At 67.2% G+C, this 18,472-nt stretch carries 18 protein-coding genes; 6 read left to right on the forward strand and 12 right to left on the reverse strand.

Annotated elements, in window-relative coordinates; all coding sequences use genetic code 11:
* The first annotated feature begins 105 nt into the window (after window positions 1-105).
* The 4 genes from SB749_RS00200 (at window position 106) to SB749_RS00215 (ending at window position 5,127) form a co-directional block, all read left to right on the forward strand.
* The gene (locus SB749_RS00200; RefSeq protein WP_410708437.1) at window positions 106-1,116 is read left to right on the forward strand and encodes a sugar-binding domain-containing protein; all 1,011 of its coding nucleotides are present in this window, start codon (window positions 106-108) and stop codon (window positions 1,114-1,116) included.
* Window positions 1,113-2,798 (forward strand): xylulokinase, encoded by a 1,686-nt coding sequence (locus SB749_RS00205; protein ID WP_410708438.1) that lies wholly within the window; start codon window positions 1,113-1,115, stop codon window positions 2,796-2,798. The genes SB749_RS00200 and SB749_RS00205 overlap by 4 nt, the downstream gene beginning before the upstream one ends.
* A gap of 5 nt (window positions 2,799-2,803) precedes the next feature.
* Window positions 2,804-3,901 (forward strand): ABC transporter ATP-binding protein, encoded by a 1,098-nt coding sequence (locus SB749_RS00210; RefSeq protein ID WP_264799354.1) that lies wholly within the window; start codon window positions 2,804-2,806, stop codon window positions 3,899-3,901.
* A 98-nt stretch (window positions 3,902-3,999) separates the two neighbouring features.
* Window positions 4,000-5,127 carry a glutamate--cysteine ligase gene (locus tag SB749_RS00215; protein WP_410708439.1) on the forward strand — a complete coding sequence of 376 codons (1,128 nt, stop codon included), beginning with the start codon at window positions 4,000-4,002 and terminating at the stop codon, window positions 5,125-5,127.
* Between the two features lie 155 nt (window positions 5,128-5,282).
* Here the strand turns inward: SB749_RS00215 and SB749_RS00220 are convergent, their stop codons facing one another.
* From SB749_RS00220 to SB749_RS00235, 4 genes are read right to left on the reverse strand one after another with little or no spacing between them, the layout of a single operon-like run.
* Window positions 5,283-5,846 carry an NUDIX domain-containing protein gene (locus SB749_RS00220; protein WP_410708440.1) on the reverse strand — a complete coding sequence of 188 codons (564 nt, stop codon included), beginning with the start codon at window positions 5,844-5,846 and terminating at the stop codon, window positions 5,283-5,285.
* Window positions 5,824-6,903 (reverse strand): tRNA (adenosine(37)-N6)-threonylcarbamoyltransferase complex transferase subunit TsaD, encoded by a 1,080-nt coding sequence (gene tsaD, locus SB749_RS00225; RefSeq protein ID WP_410708441.1) that lies wholly within the window; start codon window positions 6,901-6,903, stop codon window positions 5,824-5,826. Before tsaD ends, SB749_RS00220 begins: the two co-directional genes overlap by 23 nt.
* A complete protein-coding gene (locus tag SB749_RS00230) occupies window positions 6,900-7,427 on the reverse strand; it encodes a hypothetical protein (protein WP_410708442.1) in 528 nt (175 codons plus the stop codon). The genes tsaD and SB749_RS00230 overlap by 4 nt, the downstream gene beginning before the upstream one ends.
* On the reverse strand, window positions 7,424-8,371 hold the full coding sequence (locus SB749_RS00235; RefSeq protein ID WP_410708443.1) for an aldo/keto reductase: 948 nt from the start codon (window positions 8,369-8,371) through the stop codon (window positions 7,424-7,426). The genes SB749_RS00230 and SB749_RS00235 overlap by 4 nt, the downstream gene beginning before the upstream one ends.
* Before the next feature lie 154 nt (window positions 8,372-8,525).
* Here SB749_RS00235 and SB749_RS00240 point away from each other — a divergent pair, with 154 nt between their 5' ends.
* A complete protein-coding gene (locus tag SB749_RS00240) occupies window positions 8,526-9,164 on the forward strand; it encodes a heme oxygenase (biliverdin-producing) (protein ID WP_410708444.1) in 639 nt (212 codons plus the stop codon).
* On the opposite strand, the gene SB749_RS00245 is transcribed toward SB749_RS00240, so the two are convergent.
* The 4 genes from SB749_RS00245 to alr are packed head-to-tail and all read right to left on the reverse strand — an operon-like array spanning window position 9,161 to window position 12,211.
* Window positions 9,161-9,667: a GNAT family N-acetyltransferase gene (locus tag SB749_RS00245; RefSeq protein WP_410708445.1), complete on the reverse strand. Its 507-nt coding sequence runs from the start codon at window positions 9,665-9,667 to the stop codon at window positions 9,161-9,163. The genes SB749_RS00240 and SB749_RS00245 overlap by 4 nt on opposite strands.
* On the reverse strand, window positions 9,664-10,398 hold the full coding sequence (gene tsaB / locus SB749_RS00250; RefSeq protein ID WP_410708446.1) for a tRNA (adenosine(37)-N6)-threonylcarbamoyltransferase complex dimerization subunit type 1 TsaB: 735 nt from the start codon (window positions 10,396-10,398) through the stop codon (window positions 9,664-9,666). Before tsaB ends, SB749_RS00245 begins: the two co-directional genes overlap by 4 nt.
* Window positions 10,395-11,000: a tRNA (adenosine(37)-N6)-threonylcarbamoyltransferase complex ATPase subunit type 1 TsaE gene (gene tsaE / locus SB749_RS00255; RefSeq protein WP_410708447.1), complete on the reverse strand. Its 606-nt coding sequence runs from the start codon at window positions 10,998-11,000 to the stop codon at window positions 10,395-10,397. Before tsaE ends, tsaB begins: the two co-directional genes overlap by 4 nt.
* The gene (alr, locus tag SB749_RS00260) at window positions 10,997-12,211 is read right to left on the reverse strand and encodes an alanine racemase (RefSeq protein WP_410708448.1); all 1,215 of its coding nucleotides are present in this window, start codon (window positions 12,209-12,211) and stop codon (window positions 10,997-10,999) included. The genes tsaE and alr overlap by 4 nt, the downstream gene beginning before the upstream one ends.
* A 152-nt stretch (window positions 12,212-12,363) precedes the next feature.
* Here alr and SB749_RS00265 point away from each other — a divergent pair, with 152 nt between their 5' ends.
* Window positions 12,364-13,041: a hypothetical protein gene (locus SB749_RS00265; protein ID WP_410708449.1), complete on the forward strand. Its 678-nt coding sequence runs from the start codon at window positions 12,364-12,366 to the stop codon at window positions 13,039-13,041.
* Window positions 13,042-13,056: 15 nt separating this feature from the next.
* Here the strand turns inward: SB749_RS00265 and SB749_RS00270 are convergent, their stop codons facing one another.
* From SB749_RS00270 to glmS, 4 genes are all read right to left on the reverse strand, one after another.
* A complete protein-coding gene (locus SB749_RS00270) occupies window positions 13,057-14,580 on the reverse strand; it encodes a bifunctional ADP-dependent NAD(P)H-hydrate dehydratase/NAD(P)H-hydrate epimerase (RefSeq protein WP_410708450.1) in 1,524 nt (507 codons plus the stop codon).
* Between the two features lie 2 nt (window positions 14,581-14,582).
* Window positions 14,583-15,896 carry a M20 metallopeptidase family protein gene (locus SB749_RS00275; RefSeq protein WP_410708451.1) on the reverse strand — a complete coding sequence of 438 codons (1,314 nt, stop codon included), beginning with the start codon at window positions 15,894-15,896 and terminating at the stop codon, window positions 14,583-14,585.
* Window positions 15,897-15,980: 84 nt separating this feature from the next.
* Window positions 15,981-16,451 (reverse strand): holo-ACP synthase, encoded by a 471-nt coding sequence (locus SB749_RS00280; protein WP_410708453.1) that lies wholly within the window; start codon window positions 16,449-16,451, stop codon window positions 15,981-15,983.
* 10 nt (window positions 16,452-16,461) lie between these two features.
* Window positions 16,462-18,336, reverse strand: a complete 1,875-nt coding sequence (glmS, locus tag SB749_RS00285) for a glutamine--fructose-6-phosphate transaminase (isomerizing) (RefSeq protein ID WP_410708455.1) — start codon at window positions 18,334-18,336, stop codon at window positions 16,462-16,464.
* Between the last annotated feature and the right edge of the window lie 136 nt (window positions 18,337-18,472).

Below are 18,472 nucleotides of genomic sequence, written 5' to 3' on the forward strand. Positions count from 1 at the left end.
GGATCGCAGCCCGCCGTCGGTTCGCTGCGAGAAAATCATATGAGCATCCGTGCTCATATGTGCAATACTGTGTCACGAACCAATCAGATGTGCAACACTTCACATATGAGCGAACACAAAGTCGTCGACGCCGAAGGGAGGCCGATGTCAACGGTGCCCACCGCCCGCCACCGCCGTTTCCTCGCACAGCTGGCCCGCGATCACTACCTCGAGGGGCGGTCCAAGGTCGAGATCGGCAAGGCGAACGGACTCAGCCGGTTCCAGGTCGCCCGCCTCCTCCAAGAGGCCGTCGACACCGGAGTCGTGACCATCACCATCGAAGCCGATGCCGGTGAAGCCGACGGCCTGGCCGAGCAGGCTGCCGCAGCGCTCGGCCTCGACTCGGTCATCATCGTCGACATCCCCGACGAGACCCAGGCCTCCCAGCAGATGGGCCGTGCCGCACTGTCGCTGGTCGGTCGCCACGCTCATGCGGGAATGCGCATCGGCCTGTCCTGGTCGCGCACGCTCGATTCCGCGGCCGCATTCACTCCGGCCCTGCCCCGGTGCACCATCGTCCAGCTCGCCGGTGCCCTCCGCTTGGAATCGCACCGTCCCAGCTCGGAGATCTTCACCCGACTGGGCCAGGATCCGGCCGTGAGCATGGTCCGCCTGCCCGCCCCGCTGCTCGTCACCGAGGCCGGAACCGCCGCCGACCTGCGTGCACTGCCCGAGATCTCCGGAACTCTGGCCGCCGCCGATGACCTCGACCTCGCCGTGGTCTCCGTGGCATCCTGGGCCGAGGGCCTGTCCTCCGTGTGGGAGAAATGCTCCCCCGCCCAGCGTCAGGCCGGCATCGACGACGGCGCCATCGCCGAGGTTTCCGGACGGCTGTTCGCCGCCGACGGAGCCGATGTCACCACGATCGACGACCGCGTCATCGCCGTCACCCTCGATCAGCTCCGCCGCGCCACGACGACCGTCGGAGTCGCCCGCGGAGCCGAACGCGCCCGCGCCGTCCGGGCCGCCTGTGCCGCCGGGATCCTCGATATCGCGATCATCGATCGTGCACTCGCCGATGAGATCCTCGCCGAGGCGGCCGGTACTTCCCCATCTGCAGCCGAGGGGTCCCGATGAGTGCGAATCGCAGGTTCGTCGCCGGCGTCGACTCGTCGACCCAGAGCTGCAAGGTCGTCATCGCCGACCCGGACTCCGGTGACATCATCCGCACCGGTTCGGCCCCGCACCCGCCAGGCACCGAGGTCGACCCCGAGGCGTGGTGGACGGCTCTGCATGAGGCGATCGCGGCCGCCGGCGGACTCGATGATGTCGCGGGATTGAGCATCAGCGGTCAGCAGCATGGCCTCGTCGCCCTCGACTCAGAGGGACGGGTCATCCGTGACGCCCTGCTGTGGAACGACCTGCGCAGCAAGGCCGCGGCCAGGGACCTCATCGCCGAGGTCGGGGCTGCCGACTATGTCGCACGCACCGGGATCCTGCCCGTCGCCTCCTTCACCGCCGCCAAACTGCGGTGGCTGCGCGATGCCGAACCGGACAACGCCGCCCGGGTCGCCGCCGTCGCACTGCCCCATGACTGGCTGACCTGGCGCTTCCTCGGATACGGACCCGCCGACGTCTCCGCTCGCGGTCCCGTGCTCGACGCGCTGATCACCGATGCCTCCGACGCCAGCGGCACCGCCTACTTCGACCCCTCCGCCTCCCGCTACGACCTCGACCTCTTCCAGACCGCTTTCGGTCGGCCCGCTCGTGAAGCTGCGGGATTGCCGTGCGCCGCGGATACGGACGTGGAGACGGATTCACCGGACGTAGACGGGGACGGGCGAGCCGCCTCGGCGATCATCCTTCCCCGGGTCCTCACCCCCACCGAGGCCGCCGGGCACAGCCCGGACGGAATCGTCGTGGGGCCCGGGGCCGGGGACAATGCGGCCGCGGCGCTGGGACTCGGGGTCACCTCGGGGGATCTCGTCATCTCAATCGGCACCTCGGGCACAGTCTTCGGCACCACCGACCTGACCATCGCCGATTCGACCGGCGCGGTCGCCGGATTCGCCTCGGCCGACGGCGGGCGCCTGCCGCTGGTCGCCACGCTCAACGCCGCCCGGGTCCTCGATTCGGCGGCAAAGCTGCTGCGGGTCAGCCACGACGAACTCGCGGCCCTCGCGCTGGCGTCCCGGCCGGGAGCGGAGGGGCTCACGCTCGTGCCGTACTTCGAGGGCGAGCGCACCCCGAATCTGCCCGATGCCACGGCCCGCCTCGAGGGGATGACCTTGGCGAACTCCGCGGCGGAGAACGTCGCCCGTGCCTTCGTCGAGGGAATGCTGTGCGGTCTGGCCGACGGGCTCGACGCGGTGCAGGCGCAGGGGCTGGAGGCCGGACGGCTGCTCCTCATCGGCGGGGCGGCACGCAATCCTGCCGTCCGGGAGGTCGCCCGCGATATCTTCACCGTGCCCATCGACGTACCCGAACAGGCCGAATATGTCGCCATCGGGGCCGCCCGTCAGGCGGCGTGGACACTGTGTGGATCTCTGCCCGACTGGACCGTCGAGCTCGTCGCCACTCTGCATCCGCGTCCGTCGCAAGTGCGGCAGCAGTACCGGTTCTTTGCGGCGCAGACGGCTGTACAGCAGACGGCAAACACCGTCTCGCCGGGCCACACGACGTCCGAAACAACTTCGTCAGAACCCTCTATGACCGAACGCTCATCGTCCGAGCTCTCTTCGTCCCAACGCTCATCGTCCGATCAATCACTGACCGATCACCGTGGATCTTCGGGTGCGCACGCATCCGTGAAAGGTTGAGAACAATGGCCACAGTCACCTTCGACAAAGCACTTCGTCAATACCCCGAGGCACTCAAGCCCTCCGTCGACGAGGTCAGCCTCGACATCGCCGACGGGGAGTTCCTCGTCCTCGTCGGCCCCTCGGGCTGCGGGAAGTCGACGACCCTGCGCATGCTCGCCGGGCTCGAACCCGTCGATTCCGGTCACATCCGCATCGGCGACCACGATGTCACGGACCTCTCCCCCAGGGAACGCGATATTGCGATGGTGTTCCAGAACTATGCGCTCTACCCGCATATGAGCGTGCGCGAGAACATGGCCTTTGCCCTGAAGATCGCGGGAGTCGCCAAGCAGGAACGCGATCAGCGCGTCGAGGAGGCCGCCCGCCTGCTCGACCTGGAGCCGTACCTCGACCGCAAACCGAAGGCGCTGTCCGGCGGGCAGCGACAGCGAGTGGCGATGGGGCGCGCCATCGTCCGGTCCCCGCAGGTCTTCCTCATGGACGAGCCGCTGTCGAACCTCGATGCGAAGCTGCGGGTGCAGACCCGCGCGCAGATCGCCTCCCTCACCCGCCGCCTCGGCGTCACCACCGTCTACGTCACCCACGATCAGGTCGAGGCGATGACGATGGGCGACCGGGTCGCGGTCCTCGCCGACGGCCGGCTGCAGCAGGTCGACACTCCCGCGAACCTCTACGATCGACCGGCGAACCTCTTCGTCGCAGGCTTCATGGGCTCGCCGGCGATGAACCTCGTCGACGTGCCGGTCGAGGGCACGTCGCTGCGCCTCGGCGATGTCGAGCTGTCCCTGACTGCGCAGCAGCGGGACCAGGTCACCGGTGAGACGGTCACCGTCGGCATCCGCCCGGAGGATCTGCAGGTCACCGAGACGCAAGGCCTCGAGGTCACCGTCGATCTCGTCGAGGAGCTCGGCGCCGATGCCTACGTCCACGGTCGAGCAGTCCTGGCCTCGGGCGAGAAGACGGTCGTGGCGCGTGTCGCAGGTCGGTCGACGATCCGCCGCGGGGACACCGTGCGCGTCGCTCCCGATGCTGCGCGTCTGCACCTCTTCGACACCGATTCGGGCAGCCGATTGGCCGAGGACGCACGCCGCGCCGCGTGACCGGCGGGGCCGCCTCGGCGCGGGAATGCGGGACATCACACAGCTCGAATGTCGCTGCCGAGACCGGGGAATCGGGCGTGCGCGATTATGATCGGATCATGGTCGATTTCGCACGTTCTCCCCGCTCCACCCTCGGTGTCGAGTGGGAACTGGCTCTGCTGGATTCTCGCAGCCTGGATCTGACCCCGGCTGCCGAGACTCTGTTGGCGGATGTGGCCGAGCATGCGCCCGAATTCGAAAAGCACATCGTCGGTGAGATGCTGACGAACACCATCGAGCTCGTCACCGGCGTGCACAACCAGGTGTCGACCGTCGCCGAGGATCTGGCCACCTCGATCGGGGCGCTGCGGAAGCTGACCGAGGCGCGCGGTGTCGAGCTGATGTCGGCGGGCACCCACCCGTTCGCGCAGTGGCAGTCGCAGGAGGTCCGGGCGAAGGACCGCTATCTCGAACTCGTCGATCGCACCCAGTGGTGGGGTCGGAACATGCTGATCTTCGGTGTCCACGTCCACGTCGGCATCGACTCACGCGACAAGGTGCTGCCGATCGTCAACGCACTGCTCGCCTATGTCCCGCACCTGCAGGCACTGTCCGCGTCGTCTCCGTTCTGGGGCGGCACGGACACCGGCTATGCCTCGAACCGGGCGATGATGTTCCAGCAGCTGCCGACTGCCGGTCTGCCGTTCCAGTTCGATCAGTGGGCGGACTACGAGAAGTACGTCGACGATATGCTCACCACCGGGATCATCGACAACATCAACGAGATCCGCTGGGACATCCGCCCTGCCCCGCACTGGGGCACCGTCGAGGTCCGCGTCTGCGACGGACTGCCGACCCTCGAGGAGATCCTCGCGGTCACCGCGTTCATCCAGTGTCTCGTCGATGACATGTCCGAGCGCCTCGACGCCGGTGAGATCCTGCCGACGATGCCCGATTGGTTCCACAACGAGAACAAGTGGCGCGCCGCCCGCTACGGCATGGACGCGATCATCATCGAGAACGCCGCGGCCGACGAGCGTCTCGTCACCGAATGCCTCGCCGACGAGATCGAGCGGCTCTCGCCCGTCGCCGAACGCCTCGGCTGTGTCGACGAGCTGCACTCGATCACCTCGATCATCGAACGCGGCGTGCCTTACCAGCGCCTGCAGAAGGTCTTCGGCACCACGGGTTCACTCACCGAGGTGACCCGCTCGCTCATCGGCGATCTCCGCAACTCCTACAGCTGAGGGGCCCGGGGCCGCCCCGCCGAGAAACGGGCTGAGCGTCGAAAAACGGTGGTGCGCACCCGTGTCTCGACACGTTGCCCGTTTCTCGACGAATCGGCGTGTGCCACAGCCTCTTTCTCGCGTAACACGCTGAGTGCCCCGACGCCCCACCATAGTCACAGGTGGGGGCGGAGCAGCTCCATCAGCGTCGGCAGCGCGGAGGCGACGCCCGGATGCAGCTCGTAATCGTCGAGCTCGTCAAGCGGAACCCACGACAGCTGGATGCTCTCGGGGTCGTTGATGACGGCGTCGAAGCGGCGCAGGGTCTTCGCGATCACCGTCGTGTACGACCAGGTGTCGAGGTCGAGGACATGCGTCTCGAGGATCTCGATGCCCGATCCGTCCTGGTCAGGCACCCCGGCCTCTTCCCACGACTCCCGGACCGCGGCCTCGACCGCCGACTCGCCCATGTCACGTGCGCCGCCGGGGAACCCCCAGGTCCCGCCCTCGACCGACCACAGCGCCCGGTGCTGCATGAGCACTCCGCGCTCGGGATCGACGAGCATGAGCCCTGCAGCCCCGTTGAGTCCCCAGTGCTTCTTCCCATCGGACCCGTACGTCCACCCGTCACCCGATCGCCGAGGCGGCCGACCGGCAGGCAGACTCGTTGACTTCGCCGCCTGTGCGTTCCGCTCGGCGGCGCTGTTCGGGTCGTTCTCAGACGAGGACATGATCGACATCCAAAGAGGAGACGGCGGCGAAGGACAGGTCGCTCGGTCCGATTCCGCGGGAGACGAGCTCCGCACCGAGCGCTGCGACCATGGCCCCGTTGTCCGTGCACAGTTTCAGCGGCGGCACCCGCAGAGTCACGCCCGCCTCGGCGCAGCGGTCAGCCAGCACTTCACGCAGGTGCGAGTTCGCGGCCACTCCCCCGCCGAGCACGACATGATTGATTCCGGTATCGGCCGCAGCGAGCAGAGTCTTGGTCACGAGCACGTCGACGACAGCATCTTCGAACCCGGCGGCGATATCGGCCACCCGCAGGTCCGCACCCAGAGTCTCAGCCTTCGTCACCTCGCGCAGGGCAGCGGTCTTGAGCCCGGAGAACGAGAAGTTATACCGGCGCTCGGGATCCCGAAGGTCCTGTTTCTTCGCGAGTCCGCGCGGGAACTTCACTGCCTTCCGGTCGCCGGGGATCCCGGTGCCGTCGAGCAGGCCGAGAGCCGCCTTCGAAATGTTCGGGCCGCCGGGATAGTTGAGCCCGAGCAGGCGAGCGGTCTTGTCGAAGGCCTCACCCGCGGCGTCATCGATCGTGGCGCCGAGGAGTTCGATGTCGTCGACGACGTCGCCGATGCGCAGAATCTCGGTGTGCCCACCAGAGACGAGCAGGGCGATGGTCGGAGTGGTCAATCCGTCGACATCCTCGGCGACGAGGTCGACGGCCACATGCGCGGCCAGATGGTTCACTCCGTACAGCGGTTTGCCCAGCGCCGCGGCCAGCCCTTTGGCCGCGCCGACCCCAACCATGAGTGCACCGGAGAGACCCGGTCCGGCGGTCACGGCGACGGCGTCGATATCGGACAGCTCCACCTCGGCGGTCTCACAGGCAGAGGCGATGGCCGGGCCGATGGCCTGCACATGGGCGCGGGAGGCGACTTCGGGGACGACTCCGCCGAAGCGGACGTGTTCGTCCATCGACGAGGACACGGTGTTCGTCAGCAGCGTGCGGCCGCGGACGATGCCGACTCCGGTTTCGTCGCACGAGGATTCGATGCCGAGGACGAGTGGTTCGCTCATGATCCGTCCTCCGGTGCGTCGGCGGACTCCGCGGATTCGAGTTCGAGGTCGGAGTAGACGGCCACGAGTTCGGGCTCGGTCACCTCGGCGATTTCCATGCCGAGGGTGCGGGCGAAGAGGCGCAGGTGCGTGTCCCACATCGGCCCCACTTCGGCGGCCTGGCCGCGGGCGGTCTCGGCATCGGGCGCGGTATGGGTGAACACCAGCAGGGTCTCGTGACCGGTCTCCCCCTCGATCGGCAGCACGCGGAGGCCGAGCACTCCGAAGTCGTCGAGTTCGAGCAGCACGTGGTCGAAGTCCTCGCAGCTGAGGACGGATCCGTTCAGGTCGATGTCCTCGAGCGCGAACGTGATCGTGCGCGTCTCTCCATCCTCGCCGAGGCGGAACGGTGCGAACCATGTCCGCACACCATCGGACTCGGTCAGTGACTTCCACACGGTTTCGACGTCACGGTCGAGGAGCAGCTCGATGACGAGATCGGTGCCGTTCTCCCAGGTGACCAGGCGCGGTCTGGTCCCATTCATGCTTCCACCCAGGCTCCGTCGAGGGCAGCCTTCTCATCAGGACTCAGCTGCATCTCGGTTCCGGCGAGCAGTTCGGTGAGCTGTTCGGGCACCCGCGCCGAGGCGATCGTCGAGGGGATGAAATCGTGAGTGAGCTGCCAGGCGATGGCCGTGGCCGTCATCGTGGCTCCGTGGTCGGTGGCGACATCGTGGAGGACTTCGAGGGCTCCTAGGGCTTTCTGGTCTTCGACGAAGTCGGCCACTCGTTCACCGCGGACGCTGCCGGTGGCGTCGCCGCCGGTGTGCTTGCCGGTGAGGAACCCGGATGCCAGTGAGTGGAAGGGCAGTTCGGCGATGCCTTCGGATCGCAGGTATGCCTGCTTCTGCGGATCGACCGCGGCGCGGGAGACGAGATTGAACCGGTCTTGGACGACCCGGTAGCAGGCCAAGGAGAACTTCGTCGAGATCTTCCGGGCCTTCTGCAGTCGTTCGAGGCTGAAGTTCGATGCGCCGAGGTAGCTGACTTTGCCGGAGCGGACGAGCGCGTCGAAGGTCTCGGCGACGGCAACCTGGTCGACGTCGTCATCGTCTCTGTGGGCGTAGTAGACGTCGATGTGGTCGGTGCCGAGCCGGCGCAGGGAGTCGTCGACGGCGATGCGGATGTTCGCCGGGTCAAGGCCCTTGCGCTTGGGATGCATGCCGACCTTGGTGGCGATGACCATGTCGTCGCGGTTGCCGCGAGTCTTCATCCATTCGCCAATGATCGTCTCGGATTCTCCGCCCGAGTTTCCCTCGACCCAGGCCGAGTACGCGTCCGCGGTGTCGATGAAGTTTCCGCCCGCCTCGGCGTAGGCGTCGAGGACAGCAAAGCTCTGATCCCGATCCGCACCCCAGCCGAAGGGGTTGCCTCCCAGCTGAAGTGGGTGAACGAAGAGATCGGTATCTGCCAATTGCACACGTGTCATACCCCCAGACTACCCGTTTGACCTCCATCACTTCGGGGCCGGACCTCCTCCCGGAAGTCAGGTTAGGCTAAGCTACAAACATGCAATGATGCCGATCACCCCACCTCGGCGGCACTTCAGCATTCGATTGGCCGCACTCCCCCAAGGAAACATGATGTCTGAACAGTTCTCCACCCGCCTCAAGTCCAGCACCGCCACCATCCACGACGAGGTCGAACACACCACATTCATGGTCGACCTCATGGAAGGACGGCTCGATTCCCGGGCCTACGCTCTTCTGCTCAAGCAGTACGACGTCATCTACGGCGTGCTCGAGTCCAAGTCGCGGGAATTCGCCGACGATCCGGTGTTCGCACCGTTCTTCGACGCGGCTCTGTTCCGTGCCGAACGCATCGCCGCCGACCTGGCTGCGCTCGACGGAACCGAGCTGCCGGTGATGCCCAGCGCCACCGCCTATGCCGCACACTTGGCGGGGCTCGAACGCGCCGAGCAGGTCATCGCGCACCACTACACGCGCTACCTCGGGGACCTCTCCGGAGGCCAGGCGATCGGCGCACTCATGAACCGGCACTACAGTCTGCCGGCGACCTCACTGACGATGTGGGATTTCGCAGAGCTCGGGAAGACGAAGCCGTACAAGGACGCCTACCGCAGACTCCTCGATCAGGTTGCGACGACCGGCGGCGATGAGCAGATCGTCATAGACGAGACGATGGAGGCGTTCCGACTCAACGGAGCGCTGCTCGTCGACCTCACCGAGGCGACTGAAAACCGCGCGGTCCCGGTGGCCTAGTCGCCGATCCGCAGACGCATGAGAATTCCCGCGGCACCTGGATAGTAGTCCGGACGCCGTCCCCATTCTTCGAACCCGAAGGTTGCGTACATCGCCAGCGCCGCAGCATTGCGTTCGTCGACCTCGAGGTGGACGACGTCGGAGCCGCGTTCCCTCGCCCAATCGATTCCCGCCTGCAGCAGGGCGCGACCGATGCCTGTGCCACGCGCCGCCTCGGTGGTGGCGATCGTCATCACGTCGGCTTCCGCACCGGCCCCTGACATGACGATCCACCCGGTCAGCTCCCCCGCCGAGGTGGTGGCGTCCTTATCCGTGGACGGGGACTCCCCGTCAGCTTCCCCCGCCGAGGCGGTCCTGGCGGCGAGCATGATCGTGCCATTCTGGGCCTTGACCGACCAGTAGTAGCCGAGCGTCCACGCCGTCGGGCCGAAGATCGCCGCATCATGGTCGGCCACCTCGGCGAGGTCCCACCAGGGAAGCTCGGCGATGGTCGTGGACGTCATTTCAATGAGCTCTCGCGTACCGGGGTCGCTTTCGCATCGGGTTCGCGCAGGTACTCGGGGATCGGGTCACTCAGCTCTCGACCGGCGGCGAGTTCCCGTGCCGCGGCGAGGGCGAGGTATTCGGCACGAGGATCGGTGATGGACTCGGTGCTCGAGGCTCCCAGGATGTCCGCATAGAGGAGGAATCCGCGGCCGAGCTTCTCATCGATCGTGTCGAACCGGAAGCCGTTGTCGGCGAGAACTGAAGCGACCTCGGCCGGTTTGGCTACGAACGGTCCGGCGTTCAGCGTCGCGTCGGCGGAATCGTAGACGCTGAAGTAGACCTCTTTGCGGCGGGCGTCCGAGGCGATGAGGACGGGACCACCGGATGCGTCCGCCGCGGTCGACGCGACCTCCGACGCAGGTGCTGGGGAGCCTTCGGCACTGCGGGCGAACTCTTCGGCGATCGCAGCTTGGGACAGCAGTCCCTTGACGGGAATCCCGCGGGCCTGACCGACGGCGATCCCTGCGGCGATGCCCACCCGCAGTCCGGTGAAGGGACCGGGTCCGATGCCGACGACGACGAGTTCGGGTTGAGCATCGGCGGCGAGCACGCCGGCGAGCGCGGGGCCGATGAACTCAACATGTCGACGCTGGTCATCGGCCTGTTCGGCGGCGATGACCGCACCGGTGTCCGAATCCACGAGGGCGACAGAGGCCGACTGCGAGGTGTCGATGGCCAAAATGATCATGATTCGTCTCCCTCATTCGCTGGGTCCTCGGCAGGCAGGTCTGCAGTGGCCCGGTCGTCGACTCGCACGCCTGCCAGCGCCGAGACAGCGGCCTCAACCGCCGGCATACGTTCGATCCAGGCATCCCCGCGACCAACGAGGTCGACGGTGCGCCGTTCGTCCTCCACTTCGTCCTCGTCGTCCATACCGACCGAGCCGCTGCCCTCAGCGGCCTCTTCCCACACCGGGGTGATGGTGATGTCGAGGTGGTCGCTGCTGAGCTGCTCGGCCAGGCCGGCTCCCCATTCGACGACCGTGATCGACTCGTCCAGTTCGGAGTCGAGGTCGAGATCTTCGAGCTCCTCCCCGTCGGCCAACCGATACGCATCCACGTGGACGAGGGCGGGTCCGCCCGAGCGCGACGGGTGTTCGCGGGCGATGACGAACGTCGGCGACGTGATCCGCCCGGCCACGTCGAGGGCTTTGCCCAGCGACTGTGTGAACGTCGTCTTCCCCGCTCCGAGGTTACCCGTGAGGATGAGCAGGTCACCGGCGCGCAGATGCTCGGCCAGGGCTGCAGCGAACGTGCGCATCTGTTCCAAGGATTCGAGATGGACCCTCATCGGCCGTCTCCCTTCTGGGCGACCCGGTCGACGCGGGCGCTGAGCTGGGTGACGATCTCGTAGTTGATCGTGTTCGCCCAGGTCCCCCACTCGGCCGCGCTCGGCCCACCTGGGCCGAAGATGACGACCTCGTCGCCGATGGCCACCTCATCGTTGCCCGCCCCGATGTCGATGATCATCTGATCCATGGCGATGCGTCCGACGACGGAGTAACGACGGCCCCGGATGGCCACCTCGGCGCGGTTCGAGGCCGCCCGCGGCAGTCCGTCCCCGTACCCACCGGGCACGAGCGCGAATCGGGTGTCGGTCTCGGCGGTGAACGTCAGCCCGTAGGAGGCGCCGTGACCTGCGGGAATGTCCTTGAGATTGATGACTCTGGAGGTCAGCCGCATGACCGGACGGAGCCCGAGGGCCGCCGGATCCCCGTCTTCGAGCGGGGACAGACCGTAGAGGGCGAGCCCCACCCGCGCCGAGGTGCCCGGGCACGGCCCCAGGGTGAGCGCTCCCGGTGAGTTCGCGATGTGCACATCCAGGTCATCCGATTCGCCGAGGCGGCCGTCCGCGGCGTCGAGCACCGCCCGAAGCTGCCCGTGGGCGGAGGAGAAGACCGCGCTCTGCGCAGCGGTCTCGGGGCGTTCGGGTTCGTCGGCGACCGCGAAGTGGCTCATGATCCCGACGATGCGGATATCGGCGCCTGCATCAGGGCCTTCGGAATCGCCAGTGCGGCTGTCTTCGGCAAGGCGACGCAGCCAGTCGAAGGCACGGACAAGCGCTTCCGGGGACAGACCATTGCGGCCGAGACCGGTGTCGACCTTCAGATGGGCTCGGGCGGTGACGCCGGTGCGGCGAGCCGCCTCGGCGAGTCGGTCGAGGGCTCCGACCGTCGAAATGCCCAGTTCGATGTCGGCGCGCACCGCCTCGTCGAGATCGGTGGTCGGTCCGTAGAGCCAGGCGAGGATCTGCGCTTCGGGGCCGAGCAGGCTGCGCAGGCGAAGGGCCTCGGGGATCGTGGCCACACAGAACTCGCGCCAGCCGGCCGAGAAGAGAGCCGGAGCGACGAGGTCGATGCCGTGGCCGTAGGCATTGGCTTTGACGACGCATTTGAGGCGGGCGGGAGAGAGGCGATCGGCAAGGACGGCGGCGTTGTCGCATAGGGCCGCCTCGTCGATCTCGGCCCGTACGAGAGCCTCGGGGATGTCGAAAGATGTCACTGAATAAGACTACCGCCGACCCCCGCCGACCAGCACCTTCGTTACGCTGATCCCCCGCGACATTCGGCTCCGGCGCAGGTGTCGCAGGTGCAGCCGACGAGGTGTTTGGCGAAGACCGGCTCGACGAGCCATTCGATGAAGAAGGAGACATCATGCACACCACTTCAGCCCGCATCCTCGCAATGGTGATCACGGCTGTCCTGTCCGCGGCGGGCCTCACCGTGATCGGACAGACCGATCCCGCCGAGGCGGCCGCGAAGTACTGCACCGGCGTCGAGGCGAACAGCTCGGTCACGGCCGCGAAGGCCATCGAGGTCAAGCAGCGGTCGACGATCACCGCCGATATCTACCTGTGCAAGAAGTCCGGCGACCGGTACGTCCGCGACAGCGGACCCTACAAGGCCCGCCTCGGCTACAACGGCACCACGTCGAGCAAACGGGAAGGCGACGGCAAGACCCCGAAGGGTGTGTTTTGGATGCGCGATGGCTTCGGCACCTCGGCGAATCCCGGGTTGGGCAAGCCGTGGACGAAGGTCACCCGCGATCACGTCTGGGTCGACGGTGACGCGACGAAGGCCGAGGGCTACAACACGATGCAGCTGAAGTCCGAAGGGTACGAAGGCGAATCCCTCTACCAGCCGAAGCCGTACAAGTACGCCCAGGTCATCGGCTACAACGAGGCTCGCACACCGGGGAAGGGATCGGCGATCTTCCTGCACGCGAACGCGGAGTCGATGAAGACCGCCGGCTGTGTGTCGATGTACGAGGCCAGTCTTGTCAAGGCGATGAAGTGGGAGGGCACGACGAAGACGCAGATCCTCATCCACTGAGGTGGGTGAGCGGAGTCAGTCGGTGCCGTGGATGAGTTCGCCGACCACCTCGGCGAGGGCATCGGCGAATCCGGACGCGGTCACCGCACGTCGGCCGGCCTCGTTGTGCAGCAGCACTCCGAGTCCGGCCAGGCGAGCCCACTCGCGGGGTGGACGCGTCCGGTCGTCACTGTCGTAGCGGCCGTGGGCGGCGGTGATCGCGGCGAGCGTGCCGAGGATCCCGGCGAGCACGTCCCCGGAGCCCGCGGTGGCGAGGGTGCCCGGCCCCGGCGTGGGCAGAACGACGTGTCCGTCGGGGGCGGCGATGACCGTGTGATGGCCCTTGAGCAGGACGATCGCGTCGGTCAGCTCCGCGGCTCGCTGCGCCCACCGCATCGGGTTCGCCCCGATCCGACCTGCGGTGATGATCTCGCCGAGGAGGCGGCTGAGCAGCCGCGCCAGCTCGGCGCCGTGCGGGGTGATGATGAGCGGGCGGTCGGCCAGCCAGGTGCCTGCCATCGATTCGGCGCGGGCGATCATGTCGAGGCCGCCTGCGTCGACGACGACCGGTGTGCGGTTGCCGGCCAGCGCCTCGGCGACGCCCTGCACGAATTCGGGTTCGGGGTCGCCCGGGCCGAGGACGACGGAGTCGATGCGTCCGGAGGCGTTGACGACCTCGGGGTGGAGGCCGAGGACGTATTCGGCGACGAGCGGGGAGCCGAGATAGCGGACCATCCCTGCTCCGGTGTTCACCGCCGAGGTGGTAGTGAGCACGCCCGCGCCAGGGTAGTCCTCGGAGCCGGCGAGGACCCCGGTGACACCGCGGGAGTACTTGTGCCCGGTCTCATCGGGGCGCGGGAATCCGGTGACGAGATCATCGCGATCGAGCAGTTCCGCAGTGGCCGAGCGGGGGTCGAGGCCGAGGCCGATATCGATGACGTCGATGGTTCCGATGAACTCGTCCACACGCGGATCGATGAGTTCGGCCTTGAGTCCACCGAAGGTCACAGTGCGGTCGGCGTGGAGTCGTTTCTCTGCCCCGGTGTGGTTCGGGTCGAGGTCGGAGGGGACATCGACGGCGATGAGGCGGCCGGTGCGGTGCGGGGCCCAGTCGGCGATGAGTGAGGAGATGTGGTCGGGCAGGCCCTTTCTGCCGCCGGTGCCGAGGATCCCGTCGAGGACGAGATCGGCACGGGAGAGTTCGCGCAGAGCGTCGCCCCGGGCCGCATCGACCTCGGCCGAGGTGAACGCGATGACCTGCGCACCAGCGCTTCGTGCCGCAGCCAGTCCATCGTCGTGAGTGCGGTCGAAGAGGGTGATGACCGTGATGGCGGCACCGCGCCTGCCCAATGTCGCCGCGGCGAAGAGTGCGTCTCCGGCGTTGTTGCCCGGTCCGGCCAGTACGCTCACGCGGGTGCCGGCGACCTGTCCGTGGTCGGCCTTCAGTATGGCGGCCGCACTGTTCGCCAGCGCTCGGACAGCACGGGCCATGAGCGGGATGCCGGCTTCGAGCAGCGGCTTCTCGGCCTCCCTGATGGTGTCACTCGGGTAGGCGAACATGCTTACCCCTCAGCTAACTGCGCCAGCCGGCGCCCGGCCAGATGGGCGAGAAACAAAGCTTGGTCGGCCAGGCCGTCGTCGCTGTGGCGGGCGCGCGGGGAATGATTGGCTTCGCGTTCTTCGACCGGCAGATTCGGCAGGGCAACCCCGAAGTGTCCGTAGGCTCCGGGCACGGCGTCGAGCACGCGGGAGAAGTCCTCAGAACCGGGCAGCGGATTCGCCTTGCGCACGGTCCGCTCCTCGCCGAAGAGGTCGGTGAAGGTCGAGAGGAAGAACTCGGCTTCGGCGTCGTCGTTGATCGTCGGCGGCAGGATCTGCTCGTACTCGACGTCGGTGCTCAGACCGTGGGCGGCGACGAGGTCACGAACGAGCTGAGGCAGCTCCGCCTCGGCGCGGGAGGTCACCGCTTCAGAGAACGTGCGCACACTGACGACCAAGGTCGCGAAGTCGGGGACGACGTTGGGAGCGGTGCCGCCGTTGAACTGGCCGACGGTGATCACGAGCGGGTCGAAGATGTCGAAGCGGCGGGTGACGTACTCCTGCAGCTGGCCCACGAGCATGGCGCCGACCTGGATTGGGTCCTTGCCGGTGGCCGGGCGGGAGGCGTGCGTGCCTTTGCCGTTCACGGTGATCGTCATCTTCGAGAACGCCGCCATGTACGATCCGGGTCGGGAGCTGGCGACACCGAGGTCGGCGTCGGCGGAGACGTGGATGCCGAAGGCGGCCTTGACGCGAGGTCCGGCAGCGTCGAGGACGCCTTCGTCGATCATCTTTCCGGCCCCGTCATAGCCTTCTTCGCCGGGTTGGAACATGAACACGACGTCGCCGGGCAGGGAGTCGCGGTCGCGGTGGAGGAGTTTGAGTGCGCCGACGAGACCGGCGGTGTGCAAATCGTGGCCGCAGGCGTGCATCCTCCCCGAGGTGGCCGCGAAGTCGAATCCGGTCGCCTCGGTGACGGGCAGTCCGTCCATGTCCCCGCGCAGGAGGACGGCGGGTACGACCCCGGTCGAGTCCTCCTTGCGGGCGCCTCCGCGCAGAACGACGACGATCGACGACAGCCTCTCCCCCGTGCTCACCTCGACGTCGAGGCCTTCGATGGCGTCGAGGACGAGCTTCTGCGTCACCGGCAGGTCGAGTCCGACCTCGACGTTCTCGTGCAGCGCCCGGCGCAGGGTGACCAGGCCGGGCGCGATGTCGTTCGCGTCATCGGCCGTGGGCAGGTGCACGGAGGTGGCGGCCGCCTCGGCGGGGGTCGGGATCGTGGGGGTGGCGGGGTCGGTGGCGGTTTTGTCGGTGTCGTTGGGAAGTGAACTCATGCCCTGAGTCTATTACCACCGTCGATTCCCGCTTCCGCGATATCGACCCTGTTCGCCGACGTGGAACCCCGACCGTCTGGTCGATCAGCGCTCCGGCATCTCTCCGAGGCGCGCACCCTTCCCGTACATCGAGTGGGTGAAGTGCTCGGCGGCACCTTCGATGCCGGGGCTCAGCGACGGCCCCTCCCCCTCGGCGATGACGAAAGTCATCGTCAGGTGCGCATCGTGGGTGATCGACAGGTGGATGTTCGTTCCGCCGATGGCACGGAAGTGCTCGAGGACGAGCCCGCGCAGACGGAAACTCGGCGCACCCGATAAGGCGGGGACCACCTCGGCGGACTGCCACGGCAGCCATCCGGGAAAGCCGATCGCCTTCTTCAGCGCCTCCTTCGCGGAGAACCGCGCCGCCAAGGAGGCGTCCGTCCGGCGTTTGCCGTTGCGTTTCAGCTGCTCACTCGGGGTGAGCAGACGGTCGAGGAGCTCGGGCACCCGCTCGATGTGCTCGGCGAAGCGCGGCACGTCGGCAATATCGGTGCCGATTCCCAAGATCGCCATGCTCGCGTCCTTACTCGACCGTGACCGACTTCGCGAGGTTGCGCGGCTGGTCGACGTCGAGGCCCTTGGCCGTGGCCAGCTCCATCGCGAAGATCTGCAGCGGAACCGTCGTCAGCAGCGGCGCCATGAGCGTCGTCGTCTCGGGCACGTAGATGACCTCGGAGGCGAACTGATCGACCTCTTCGTCACCCTCCTCGGCGATGACGACGGTGTTCGCACCGCGGGCACGGACTTCCTGGATGTTCGAGATGACCTTCGCATGCAGCGAATCCCGGCCGCGCTTGGACGGCACGACGATGATGACGAGCTGACCGTCGTCGATGAGCGCGATCGGTCCGTGCTTGAGCTCACCGGCGGCGAAGCCCTCGGCGTGGATGTACGCGAGCTCCTTGAGCTTGAGCGCACCCTCCATCGCCACCGGGTAGCCGACGTGACGGCCGAGGAACAGCACCGAACCGACATCCTGGTTGCGGTCGGCCAGCGCAAGGACCTGCGACTTCGTCTCGTCGAGGATGTGCTGGATCTTCGCAGGGATCGACTGCAGCTCGGCGAGGATCGTGCCGATCTCGTCGCGGAACTTGTTGCCCCGCAGCTGGGCGAGGTAGAGGCCGAGCAGGTAGCAGGCGACGACCTGCGACAGGAAGGCCTTCGTCGAGGCCACGGCGATCTCCGGGCCGGCGTGGGTGTACAGCGCGGCATCGGATTCGCGTGGGATCGTCGAGCCGAAGGTGTTGCAGATCGCGATGACCTTCGCACCCTGCTGACGTGCGTGGCGGACGGCCATGATCGTGTCCATGGTCTCCCCGGACTGCGAGATCGCCACGACGAGCGTCTTCTCCGTGACCACCGGATCCCGGTAGCGGAATTCGTGGGCCAGCTCCACCTCGGTGGGGATGCGGCACCAGTGCTCGATCGCGTACTTCGCGACCTGACCGGCGTACGCTGCGGTGCCGCAGGCGATGACGACGATCTTGTCCACGGACTTGAGCACGTTCTCATCGATGTGCATCTCGTCCAGCGTCAGGCGGCCCTCGGTGTCGAGGCGGCCGAGCAGGGTATCGGCCACGGCCTGCGGCTGATCGTGGATCTCCTTGTCCATGAAGGACGCGAAGCCGCCCTTCTCCGCCGAGGCGGTGTCCCAGTCGACCTCGAACTGCTCGCCCTCGACGGAGTTGCCTTCGGTGTCCGTGATCGTGACCGTCTCCGGGGTGATGGTGACGACTTCGTCCTGGCCGATCTCGACGGCTGTGCGGGTGTAGTCGATGAACGCGGCGACGTCGGAGCCGAGGAAGTTCTCGCCCTCACCGAGGCCGATGACCAGCGGTGAGTTCCGGCGCGCGGCGACGACCTGACCGGGAGCGTCGGCATGGACGGCGAGCAGGGTGAACGCACCTTCGAGTTCGGTGGCGGTCTTGCGCATCGCGGCGGTGAGGTCGCCGGTCACCTTGTAGTTCTTCGCCAGCTGGGCGGCGGCCACCTCGGTGTCGGTCTCGGAGAGGAACTCGACGCCTTCGGCGACGAGGTCCTTCTTCAGGTGGGCGAAGTTCTCGATGATCCCGTTGTGGATGAGCGCGAGCTTGCCGCCGTCGGCCAGGTGCGGGTGGGCGTTGAGGTCGGTGGGTCCACCGTGGGTGGCCCAGCGGGTGTGGCCGATTCCGGTCTGCGCAGCGGGCAGCGGGTTGGCCTCGATCTCCTCGGTCAGGGCGGAGAACTTTCCGGCCTTCTTCGCCGAGGCGAGCTGACCCTCGGGCGTCACGAGCGCGACGCCGGCCGAGTCGTAGCCGCGGTACTCGAGCCTCTTCAGGCCGCCGAGCACGACATCGAGCGCCGAGTGGTCGGCATTGTCAACGGGGGCCTTGGATACATAGCCAACGATTCCACACATGAGGGAGATTTTACGCACTGATAGCCGATCTCGGGTATTCCGGCGAGTCACGATCGGGTCAACGTGACGAACTGCACGCGCACGCGGGCACAATGGGACCGCCTCGGTGAGGGTGGGGGCTTTCGCCGACCTGGGG

The organism is Brevibacterium sp. SIMBA_078, from assembly GCF_046534565.1.
Classification (GTDB): Bacteria; Actinomycetota; Actinomycetes; order Actinomycetales; family Brevibacteriaceae; genus Brevibacterium.

Bases quoted from the DNA above. Each gene is read 5' to 3' on its own strand.
- SB749_RS00200 (WP_410708437.1), top strand. From the start codon at position 106: ATGAGCGAACACAAAGTCGTCGACGCCGAAGGGAGGCCGATGTCAACG.
- SB749_RS00205 (WP_410708438.1), top strand. From the start codon at position 1,113: ATGAGTGCGAATCGCAGGTTCGTCGCCGGCGTCGACTCGTCGACCCAG.
- SB749_RS00210 (WP_264799354.1), top strand. From the start codon at position 2,804: ATGGCCACAGTCACCTTCGACAAAGCACTTCGTCAATACCCCGAGGCA.
- SB749_RS00215 (WP_410708439.1), top strand. From the start codon at position 4,000: ATGGTCGATTTCGCACGTTCTCCCCGCTCCACCCTCGGTGTCGAGTGG.
- SB749_RS00220 (WP_410708440.1), bottom strand. From the start codon at position 5,846: ATGTCGATCATGTCCTCGTCTGAGAACGACCCGAACAGCGCCGCCGAG.
- tsaD (WP_410708441.1), bottom strand. From the start codon at position 6,903: ATGAGCGAACCACTCGTCCTCGGCATCGAATCCTCGTGCGACGAAACC.
- SB749_RS00230 (WP_410708442.1), bottom strand. From the start codon at position 7,427: ATGAATGGGACCAGACCGCGCCTGGTCACCTGGGAGAACGGCACCGAT.
- SB749_RS00235 (WP_410708443.1), bottom strand. From the start codon at position 8,371: ATGACACGTGTGCAATTGGCAGATACCGATCTCTTCGTTCACCCACTT.
- SB749_RS00240 (WP_410708444.1), top strand. From the start codon at position 8,526: ATGTCTGAACAGTTCTCCACCCGCCTCAAGTCCAGCACCGCCACCATC.
- SB749_RS00245 (WP_410708445.1), bottom strand. From the start codon at position 9,667: ATGACGTCCACGACCATCGCCGAGCTTCCCTGGTGGGACCTCGCCGAG.
- tsaB (WP_410708446.1), bottom strand. From the start codon at position 10,398: ATGATCATTTTGGCCATCGACACCTCGCAGTCGGCCTCTGTCGCCCTC.
- tsaE (WP_410708447.1), bottom strand. From the start codon at position 11,000: ATGAGGGTCCATCTCGAATCCTTGGAACAGATGCGCACGTTCGCTGCA.
- SB749_RS00265 (WP_410708449.1), top strand. From the start codon at position 12,364: ATGCACACCACTTCAGCCCGCATCCTCGCAATGGTGATCACGGCTGTC.
- SB749_RS00270 (WP_410708450.1), bottom strand. From the start codon at position 14,580: ATGTTCGCCTACCCGAGTGACACCATCAGGGAGGCCGAGAAGCCGCTG.
- SB749_RS00275 (WP_410708451.1), bottom strand. From the start codon at position 15,896: ATGAGTTCACTTCCCAACGACACCGACAAAACCGCCACCGACCCCGCC.
- SB749_RS00280 (WP_410708453.1), bottom strand. From the start codon at position 16,451: ATGGCGATCTTGGGAATCGGCACCGATATTGCCGACGTGCCGCGCTTC.
- glmS (WP_410708455.1), bottom strand. From the start codon at position 18,336: ATGTGTGGAATCGTTGGCTATGTATCCAAGGCCCCCGTTGACAATGCC.